This is a genomic window from Nitrospira sp. MA-1, assembly GCA_032139905.1.
Lineage (GTDB): Bacteria > Nitrospirota > Nitrospiria > Nitrospirales > UBA8639 > Nitrospira_E.
In genome coordinates this window covers 1,161,623-1,168,540 of sequence record JAQJDB010000006.1, presented here as the reverse complement: position 1 = coordinate 1,168,540, position 6,918 = coordinate 1,161,623, and the positions used below count along the sequence as shown (strand labels likewise).

General features: G+C 53.1%; 4 protein-coding genes. All 4 read right to left on the bottom strand.

Annotated features, from left to right (window positions below; genetic code table 11):
• Positions 1–330 precede the first annotated feature (330 nt).
• From PJI16_12385 to PJI16_12370, 4 genes are read right to left on the bottom strand one after another with little or no spacing between them, the layout of a single operon-like run.
• Positions 331–2,460, bottom strand: a complete 2,130-nt coding sequence (locus PJI16_12385; GenBank protein MDT3778357.1) for a biotin/lipoyl-binding protein — start codon at positions 2,458–2,460, stop codon at positions 331–333.
• Complete coding sequence (locus PJI16_12380; protein MDT3778356.1) at positions 2,461–3,906, bottom strand: HlyD family efflux transporter periplasmic adaptor subunit; 1,446 nt, start codon at positions 3,904–3,906, stop codon at positions 2,461–2,463.
• A gap of 48 nt (positions 3,907–3,954) precedes the next feature.
• The gene (locus PJI16_12375) at positions 3,955–4,812 is read right to left on the bottom strand and encodes an efflux RND transporter periplasmic adaptor subunit (GenBank protein ID MDT3778355.1); all 858 of its coding nucleotides are present in this window, start codon (positions 4,810–4,812) and stop codon (positions 3,955–3,957) included.
• Positions 4,809–6,674 carry a TolC family protein gene (locus PJI16_12370; protein MDT3778354.1) on the bottom strand — a complete coding sequence of 622 codons (1,866 nt, stop codon included), beginning with the start codon at positions 6,672–6,674 and terminating at the stop codon, positions 4,809–4,811. Before PJI16_12370 ends, PJI16_12375 begins: the two co-directional genes overlap by 4 nt.
• Between the last annotated feature and the right edge of the window lie 244 nt (positions 6,675–6,918).

Below are 6,918 nucleotides of genomic sequence, written 5' to 3'. Positions count from 1 at the left end.
CACAAACCGTTCGAAAAGCCCTCAAACCCCATAGGGCATTCATCAACGGAGTGGTTTCCTCAAAAGGAGGTGCTCCCCTATCCTTTGTCGGACCTTGGGGAAAGACTCTTGATGCGGATTAAGAAAGGTTTTAGCCGGATATTTCGCGGCTTCGGAAGGTTGGTGGACGTTCTTTTATATATCGAAATAATACTGGAGGTTGGGTTACGGGAAATGGGGACGATTATTGAAGCATGCGCTGACTTCTAGTTCCCGGTTGACATATTCACTGGCGTGACCGATCCGGTCCGTACTCGATGCGATATCTGCTCCCGTAAAACCTGTTGGGAATCAGGCCCCGCTTTCCCGAATGATAATGGATGCCGCACGTGCCCAAAGATGCCCCATCACACTTTGACCATTTCCCCTCACATGGACCACCCCTCGCACAACCTGATTCCAGGATGGTTCCTTGTCCGTCACATCCAGTTCCACCCGGTACACGGAATGCTCGGGAATCAATCTGCCTCGTGCATCCTGGCGCACTGGAACGCCTCCGGAATAGGTGGAGGCTAAATACGGCAACGCCATTTCCGATTCGTCCACATGACGAAGGTCCCGAAGCTGCCCCTGTCGGACATGTCGCGTAGGGTCGTCCGGATAAAACCATCCTTCATTCCCCACCGTGAGCCGGGCTTTTTCTTTTTCCGTGGCGAGGGCCAGCATCACGGATGGATGTTCCCCAATCACATGCGCCATCGCCATATCGGTATTCACCCACAGCCCTGGATGGAGTGAAGATGCCAGATCCGTCACCACGCCGGAGAACGGAGCACGCAAGATCAATTGCTCCCGGAGCGTAACCAGGCCGGCCAACGCTTTTCGTTCACCCACCAGCGTCTCCCAAATTACCAGATGATCATCACGATCATCCTGATAGGCGACTTCCCGTTCTGCGCGCAATTCTAACGCCGCAATGCGATGTCCGATAATGTCAATCTGATGTTCCACCTGTGGCGACTGTAAGATCAAAAGCGTTTGACCGGGTTCCACCAGATCTCCCTCCTCAACCAACACCTCCACCACCATTGCCGGAGCCGGTGGAAACAGAATCATACGTTCCGGAGCCTCAAGAATCGCCGGAATCTCCACTGTCGTATCCAAGGGCATCACACTCACCAGCACACACCCCATGAGCACGACCCCCACTCCCCGCCCCCGCCAGGATTTCACGACTGCGGTTCGACGTGTCCACCAAACCTGCAGTTCCTCATAGACCGGCCATGCCAGGAACCAGCCTATTTCCACGAGAAAGAGAATGACCCCCAAAACCTTGAAAAAAAAGTAATACACCAGGACCGCAATGCCGACAAACACGACGGCCCGGTAGACCCACACCGCCCACGCATAGGCGATCAGCACCGATTGCCGTTGCGGGGGCATGTGTTCCGGAGGAGCATCTCCCCAGGCAAATAACCATTCCCGTAATTTCCAACGACCAAACCCGAAGGACCGTGATTGTAAATTCGGGACGCCCAGCCAATCGGAGAGGACATAGTAGCCGTCAAACCGGAGCAGCGGATTCAAATTGATCAGCAGCCCGGTCACCCAACTGGTGGTCGCCAACACAAAGAGCATACTTTTGACAATGCCATCAGGACAGAAGTTCCACAAAAAGGTCGCGAGCATCGCCACACTGAGTTCAACCACCATTCCCGCCGCGGCAATGGCCGCGCGTTGCTTCCGGACCGTGAGCCGCCAGGAATCGGTCGTGTCGGTATAGAGGACAGGCACCATAATGAGAAATCCGAGGCCCATCGTGGGGACCCGGCACCCGTATCGAACGGCGGTATAGGCATGCCCCAGTTCATGCAATATTTTTATGGCCACCAACCCGATGATATAACCGGTCATCCCTTGAAACGTAAAAAAGTATAAAAACACATTGGCAAACGATTCCCACTGCCGCACGACCCCCACACACCCGATCACACCCAGGATGACCACACCCCATAAGGCCCAGCGACTAAACAGCGGAGTGACGAACGGAAGCGTTGTCCGTAAGAACCGGTTTGGATTACATAGGGGAATTCTGAAAAATAAATAGTTATGGAGCACTCTCAGCAGCCAATGTTGTTTCGCCTGTTCGGCCTGCCCCAAGAACCCCTGACTTCCACCGGCTAAGGAATCCCGGGTTAAATTGTTTCGATAGAGAAACTGGACCAACTCCATCACATTTCCGGTTGAGACCTTGGCCGAGGTGGTTCGGGTCACCAGATCCACCAATCCCTGGGCCGTTCCCGCCTGCCAATGTGAAAGCAGTTGGAACGCGGACCATTCAATTTGGAAAAATTGATTTCGAACCGTATCCACGATCGTCCAGGTGGGGACGCCATCCGGCGTGGGGGTACCGGGCAGGATCTGAAGATCTTCGCGCAAGGGAGGAAGGGGAACGTCTTCTTGAGGCTTTGGCTGACCCATTTAGAAACCTAGCGTTTGTCGAAGAACTCCGAGGGGACGCCGGAAGAGATGGAAAAAGAGGGTGACCGGTTCCCCATAGATTTTGGCGGTGCCTTGCCAGCCGATTCGAATATCTTCAGGCGGGTCCATGAACGCGGCTTCCACCCGATAGGCCAGGACATTGGTCGGGAGAATACTCGCATGGTAACTGGCATGGAGTAATTGGGCAGGTATAGCTCGTAAGGGATTGGCATTCAAAAACACCTCAACCTGGGCGCCTTCCCGTAACACGATCGCGTCTTCCACCGGTAGATCAATTTTCAATTCAAACTCCTGGGGATCGGCCACTTCCATAATGCGTTCGCCCACCACCACCGGCTTGCCGATCCATTCGGATTTATCCGTGAAAATCACAATGCCCGCCCGGGGAGCTTTGACCTCCACCTGCTGTAACATATCCCAGGCGTAATCCCGCTCGGCTTCTTTCAGCCGGACTTCCGAGGCTTGCACGGGCATGCCCGCACCGGTGTCATGGTCGACAAATGCACCCTGCGACACTTTGCGATACTCCATCCAGGTGACAGACAGATTCTTTTCCGCCACTTCAAATTGATTCCGGAATGTGGTGTCCTCATAGCGAAAGAGGGTTTGCCCCGTCTGAACCAGGGTATTCGGATGGACAAGGATTTCTCCCAGCACCCCATCCAATGGGGCCGTCACCACGGAGGGATCCCGCGGCACCACTTCCACCGGAGCCAGCGTGGACAATCGCACGGGCAGCCACATGGCCGCCATCACGACCACCAGCACTCCCCATAGCCAGTTCTTGAGAACCTTCCAGTTTTTCACTCTCCGTTTCGTGCCCCCAAGCGCCTGCCAGGCATGAGCCACCGTTTCGGCAAACCGCCGGATCAATTGCACTTCCCCGTCTTGCCAGGGTATCTCCCTGGTCAACCACAGACCACCAATCACCTGCTGATCCGCGCAGATTAAGGGACACCAGAGGACATGCGGAAATGCAAAGGACTTCCAATCACGTTGGAGTTCTGTCGAACAATGAGTGAAGGAGAGAGGACCGGGATCTTTGAGGCTTCCTTGTCCCCATAATTCGGAAATGACGCGTTCAATCCAAGTGATCATCGGCGCATTGCGGTCAACCACGGCCACACTGGACACCGCTTCCACCCTTCCCCGCATCCGCCCCTTCGGCGTGATGGAAAAAATACAGGCCTGTCGAAAGTCCACGAGACGTCTGGTCTCATTGGCCAGAAGAAAACAGAGTTCTTTTACCGTTTGAGCCTTGCGGACCTGACTTTCCAGTTGAAGCAGCGCCAGAAAAATACTGGAATCTTTTTCCGTTTTGTTTTTGGAAGCGATGGAAGGGGCGCCGGCCAGACCGGAGGAGGGTCTGAATTCCTTCCCGCTCCCTCGCGAAGGGGACTCTGTCTGGGTTGCTGTTTGCACCACGCTCGTTTCCCTCCTTTGGATCAACAGAGAGGTCGATCCGGGAAGGAGTTAATGTTTGGCAGTCTGTTTACTCGTGGATGTCGGTGAGGCTGCAGGCTTCGTGCTTGGGGAAAATGTTGATTGAGTGGGAAACGTGCCTTCCGGAAATTTTGCGCTTCCACTCATACCGGCTAAGACACCTGTGGGATGTTTGTGAAATCGGCCAAAGACCCGAATGGTTTGACTCACAGGATCAACACGAGGACCAATTTCCACCACTTCCGCCGGATAGTCCTTTTGAGTCTCATCGATACTAAATGAAAAAGGACTGTTCTTGGCGATCCACCGCAGCGAAGACGACGGGAGAATCAATTCAATATCCAGATCCTGATTACTGACAATACTCACGAGATCATCGTACGGATTCACACTTTCATAAGGGTGGACCAAGGTCTTGACCACATGTCCGGCAAAAGGGGCAGGAATCCGGCAACCTTGAACAATCACTTGTGCTCTTGTGAGAACCGCCTGGGCCTTTTTCAATTCGGCCTGCGAGATGTCCACTTCCAACCGGCCAATCCCGTGAAGAGTGGCCAGCTCCTCGTTATTGATGACCGTTTTTTGTCTGGCATCTAAATCAGCTTGGGCCGCCGACAATTCCGCCCGGTATTTGGCACAATCAAATTCAACGAGGAGGTCTCCCTTATGAAATCCGTCTCCGTCTCGAAACGGCATCCGCTTCACTAACGCCTGGATTTCACTGGCAAGCACCGCCTCAACGACAGGTTTCACGATGCCCCGAATCGTCTGAAGATCCGATGAGGGCAAACTACTGCGTCCTCCGCCTTTTGCCAGACTGACGCCTGAAGTCAGCATGATCAGATTCAGGACCAAATACAGAATTGTGATAGGGTGTCGATGTATCATGGATTAACTCTCTCTTGGGGTTGAGTGGTTGTCTCTTGGGATTGCGCGATAGTCTCTTGAGGTTGCACGCTAGTCTCTTGAGGTTGCACGCCAGTCTCTTGGGGTTGGGGCTCAGGCTCTGGTGGTAGCGCGTCAGCCTCTTGAAATTGACCGACCGTCTCTTGGGGTTGAGGCTCGGCCCCTTGGGATTGAGTGTTTGTTGCTTGGGGTTGAGCGTCAGTTGGATGAACCTGCGCAAAGACCTCGGGGCGTTCCAGCCATTCCCAACGTTCTTGCAAGGCCACGGCCAATTCTTCGACACCGTCTCCAGTGATGTTCGTGGGGAAGGGGTCTTCTCCGATCGCGGCTAACACATTGGCATAGGCCATTTCCAATTTGGCCAGTGCCGATTCATACCGTAATTCGGCAACCAGGCCTTGCATCTTTTCCCGGATGACCAGATGTTCACTGAGCCGGTTAAGGGACCAGGCACGTTGGACCTGGTCGGCAATGGCCATTTGAGTGTCGAGGTAGCGCTTCCCCGTGGCAGCATCTTTCATCGCCGCATGATATTGCGCCACCGACACATGGACTTGACTCATCAGAGCCATCGTCAACGCCAGACTTTGCATGTCCAACACCTTCTCCTGGGCGTCAATCACCTGCAAGCGGACGGGATGCCGGAATACATTCAACAGATTCCAGCTGACTTTGGCTCCGTAATTCAGCCAATTGTTATGAAACAGAAAATTGTTGCTATCGTAATTGCCCCCCATATACACATTGAGATTCGGGAGCAATTCCAGGATGGCGGCTTTGGTTTCTTTGGCGTTAATGCGTTTTTGATAGTCGACCTTTCGCAGTTCCGGACGATTCATGAGTGCCCGGTATTCCAAATCTTCCAGTTTCTCATCGACCTTCGACACAAGGGGCGGATGGTCCGGCACGGCCAGTTCATAGGGCTCACCTGGATTCAAGTTCATGAGTTCGGCCAGGTGAATTCTGGATAGCGATAATTCCTGATAGAGCTGTTGAATTTCCCGTTGCGCGCTCAGAAGTTCTCGTTCATATTGTAGTGAAGTGAGTGGATCCGCCAAGGCTCGTTCCCGGATCAGATGGACTTCCCCCAGCGCTTGCGTCACCCAATCCTGAAGGAACGCCAGGCGACCCAACGCCCGTTCCGCTCCCACGGCCTTCCAAAAGGCTGAACGGACCTCTTGTATAACCCGATTGGCAATTCGGCGCTTATCTTCTTCCGCAATGAGCACGTCGTCAGCAGCTTGTTCGGCCCGCACATAGGACAATCCGAAATCCAGCACATCCCAGCTTAAGGCTAAATTGGCCGTGTAAATATTTTTATCAGATGAGGTGGAACTCACGAGTGATTGCTGGCCCGTTTCTAACGACTGACTGCTCGCTCCCGCAAAATTACTGCGTCCATTATAGGCCGCATCAGCCACCACTTTTGGCAGCATATCGTAATGCGCCAGATCCAGTTGCCGATGCGTGACCATTTCCTTTAATCCCTGGACCCGCGTTTCCAAATTATATTTCAACGCCCGCGCCATCGCTTCATACAGCGTGATGGGGCGAGCCACGGGTTCCTGAAATTGTGTGAGTTGGGCCAGGTCCTCTTGGACCCGCTGTTGAATTTCGTCCTGGGTGAGTGGAGTCGGCATGACGGCACAGCCCGAGTCAATCAGGGCCAAGCCCATCACCACCACACCGACCAGATATTTTTGAATGTGGACTGCCATAGAAAAAGGATAAACGATCCAACCGATAAAATTTATTTGTGTACAGATCCCCTGAATCCAAAAACTTGCCTGGAGATAGTCACCACCCGAATGACTGCGTTGACCCGCACGCCGAATTCTCCGCAATTCAAGTCCGTCTTTCCTTCCTGGTCTTTTGAGCATTTTTATGCACAATAGAAACCAGAACTACCCCTTTGGAACCTTCCAGTTCTGTTTCTCGGCCTTTCTATTGTCAAGATTAAGTTTCGGACATTTTTTTATTTATTTCATTCCTGTCCAGCGGTGAAACAATACACAACAACTTCTCCTAATTTCTTATACCGTCATATTGTGACCACCATGGCACCCCCCAAAAATATTTTTCAGGCTG